The following is a 3119-nucleotide window of genomic DNA, read 5'->3' as shown; positions in this document are numbered from 1 at the left end:
GTGAGCGTCACGATAGGATCACCGGTGCCCGGGCTTGACTTGCGCGGAATGCTCTGGATAGCGCGGTCGGGATGATTGACGCCGCCGGCGCGCGGTGATGGGGTGACCCCCGGTTCGGAGCGGGCAACGGGGATCAGAATGACCAGCGAGTCGCATCTGCGCGAGAAGCTTCGGAAGATCGAGGCGTTGTTCGCAGGTGCCGGAACTGCTGGTGAGCGCTTTGCGGCGGAAGCCGCGCTGCAGCGGGTGCGGGCTCGGGTCGAGGAACTCGCTCGCCACGATCCACCGATCGAACAGCAATTCTCACTTCCCGACCAATGGTCTCGGCACCTTTTTCTGGCGCTTTGCCGCCGATATGGGCTGCGGCCGTTTCGTTATCGCCGGCAGCGACGCAACACGGTGATGGTCCGTGCATCACGAGGCTTCGTCGATCGAGTGCTGTTGCCGGAGTTCACCGAGCTGGAGGGTGCGCTGCAAGTGTATCTGCACGAGGTGACGCTGCGCGTGATCCGCGAAGAGATCTACGACGACGCCAGCGATGCGCAGGAAGTTCCCGACGCCTGCCGTCGAACTGATCAAGCGGCGAGCTTTGCCTCCGAACCGTCGCGCTCGGCTTTCCAATTCCACGGCAGCAGCGCGTTCAGCTGATTGATCTTGGTGCGTCCGGAGATGATGCGCTCGAGAACATCCGTGAGATAGTGCCGCGGGTCGATGTCGTGAAGCTTTGCCGAGTTGATGAGCGATGCAAGAGTGGCCCAGGTTTCGGCGCCGCCCTCACTGCCTGCGAACAGATAGTTTTTCTTTCCTACCCCGATCGGCTTGATGCTGCGTTCGACCGTATTGCTGTCGATCTCGATGCGCCCATCATCGATGAAGCGCGTCAGGCCTTCCCAATGGTTGAGGGTGTAGCGGATCGCCTTGCCAAGGCCGGATTTCTTCGAGACTTCCAGCAGTCGCGCCTCGAGCCGGGGCTTGAAGTCCTCGATCAGCGGTCTGGTGTTGGATTGCCGCACCGCAGCTCGCTGCGTCGCCGGCAAACCACGAATGCGATCCTCAATGGCGTAGAACATCGCGATCCGCTGCAGCGCTGCCGCGGCAATCGGTGACTTCGTCGCGACGTGAACGTCCCAGAACTTCCGGCGCGCATGCGCGAAGCAGAACGCCAGTTGTACCAGACGGCCGCCGTTCTTGATCAGCCCCTTGTAGGCGGCGTAGCCGTCGACCTGCAGGATGCCGTCGTAATCTCCAAACAGCTGCCTGGCGCGGATCGCCTTGCGATCCTCGGCGAAGACGTAGACCACTGCCGGTGGCGCCGGGCCGCCCCACGGGCGGTCGTCGGTGGCGATCGCCCAGAACTGGCAGACTTTGGTTCTGCCACGGCCGGGATCGAGAACTGGCAGCGGCGTCTCGTCGGCAAACAGCCGCGGGTAGGACATCACTGCGCGGCGCAACAGCGCGTGAAGCGGCTTCAGCCACCAGGCGACGCGGCCCATCCACGAGGCCAGCGTTTGCCGGTCGAGCGTGATGCCTTGGGCGGCAAACATCTGTTCCTGGCGATACAGCGGCAGCTGGTAGCCGTATTTCATCACTGCGATGTGGGCCAGCAAGGCTTCCGTCACCATTCCACCGTCGATCGCCTGGGCCGGCGCGGGGGCCTGCAGCACACCCTGGCGGCATCCACGGCAGCCGTACCGTGGACGAACAATGCGCTTGACACGGTACTGCATCGGAATGACGTCGAAGGCTTCCTTGACGGTCTCCCCGATCTTGTGCAGCCGCTCGCCGCAGCAGGGGCAGATGTGGCTCTCGATATCGATCACGACATCGATGCGCGGCAAATGCTCCGGAAGCTTCCCCCGGTTGCGTCGCGCCGGTCGCTTTCCACGGCCCTCCGCTCCGTCAGGCAGCCTGCCTCCGGTCACGTCGTCGTTGGCGGCGGCACGAGCCGCCTGTGCCGTGATGGTGAAGAGAGACAGCTGTCCGAGATCCAGTGTCTCGGAGCGGGGACCGAAGATCGTGCGCTTGTACTGAGACAGGATCATCAGGAGCTTATCGTTCTCCTGGATCGCAGCGTCGCGTTGGGCAATCGCCGCATCACGCTCGGCCGAAAGCGAGCTGCATTCCGCCGACAACGCCGCAAGCCGTGACGATAGCGCTATCACGGTTTGCCGGAGCAACGCTGGATCGGAAGGCAAATCACTCATGCAGAGTGATTCTACAACAACTCCGCATGAGTGACGAACGACTCTTGATAAGGATCAACCAGCTCGTACTGGCTGATCCACAATTCGCATCGGCACACGCTTCCAGTCCGAGCCATCGAGCAGCACCGAGAGCTGAGCATGAGATAGCGGCATGACGCCTTCCTTGATCGGCGGCCAGGTAAACTGCCCCTCGATTCTTTTGTAGTAAAGGACAAGCCCGCTTCCATCCCAAGTCAGGATCTTCACGCGATCTCGGCGCTTGGAGCGGAAGACATAAAGTCCGCCGTCGAACGGATCGGCTCCAAAGGCCTCGCTCACCAGCATCGCCAGCGAATCCATGCCGCGACGGAAATCGACCGGCTGCGTCGCAATCCAGATCGACAACCCAGGTCGAAGCCCGATCATCGACCAACCGTCCCGACTGCCGCCAGCACCTCGCACAGTGCCCGCCGGTCGACTGTCCCCCTGACATGGATGCGAACCGCGCCGACCTCGATCTCGATCGCCGCCTGCTCCTCACTCGGCAATTGGCCCCCGCAGCCGGTGATCGCGACCGGCACAAAGCCAGGTGGCATGCCTCTGTCCCCGCGCTCCGCGACCTGCGCCCGCCTGACCTGGCGACGCCAGAGAAACAACAGACTTGGACTGATGTCGTGTCGCCGCGCCAGCGCGGACACGCTTGCACCCGGCGCAAAACTCTCCGCGACAATCGCCGCCTTCGCATCGGTCGACCAGCGCCGACGCCGGCCCGTCCCGGTGATGATCTCGACACGCTGCAGCGTGTCGGCGCCGTTTTCAAGGATAGGCGTATGCCTATCCTTATCGCTATCCTTACGACTATCCTTCGACATTGTGACCTCGCGACAAACTATTCCGCGAGATCTTCCTAGCCGACCAGATCAGCCCTCAGCGCGT

At 62.7% G+C, this 3119-nt stretch carries 4 protein-coding genes; 1 reads left to right on the top strand and 3 read right to left on the bottom strand.

The features are described from left to right. Positions 1–138: 138 nt before the first annotated feature. A complete protein-coding gene (locus tag IVA91_RS00020) occupies positions 139–648 on the top strand; it encodes a hypothetical protein (RefSeq protein ID WP_247458190.1) in 510 nt (169 codons plus the stop codon). Here IVA91_RS00020 and IVA91_RS00015 read toward each other — a convergent pair. From IVA91_RS00015 to IVA91_RS36740, 3 genes are read right to left on the bottom strand one after another with little or no spacing between them, the layout of a single operon-like run. After that, positions 576–2204, bottom strand: coding sequence for an IS66 family transposase (locus IVA91_RS00015; protein ID WP_247458188.1), 1629 nt, complete (start codon positions 2202–2204; stop codon positions 576–578). The genes IVA91_RS00020 and IVA91_RS00015 overlap by 73 nt on opposite strands. Positions 2205–2258: 54 nt before the next feature. After that, positions 2259–2609, bottom strand: a complete 351-nt coding sequence (gene tnpB / locus IVA91_RS00010; protein WP_247275681.1) for an IS66 family insertion sequence element accessory protein TnpB — start codon at positions 2607–2609, stop codon at positions 2259–2261. Beyond that, positions 2606–3007: a transposase gene (locus IVA91_RS36740; RefSeq protein WP_346015448.1), complete on the bottom strand. Its 402-nt coding sequence runs from the start codon at positions 3005–3007 to the stop codon at positions 2606–2608. The genes tnpB and IVA91_RS36740 overlap by 4 nt, the downstream gene beginning before the upstream one ends. Between the last annotated feature and the right edge of the window lie 112 nt (positions 3008–3119).

The organism is Bradyrhizobium sp. 153, assembly GCF_023073835.1.
Classification (GTDB): Bacteria; Pseudomonadota; Alphaproteobacteria; order Rhizobiales; family Xanthobacteraceae; genus Bradyrhizobium.
This window is presented reverse-complemented; position numbering and strand designations above follow the sequence as displayed.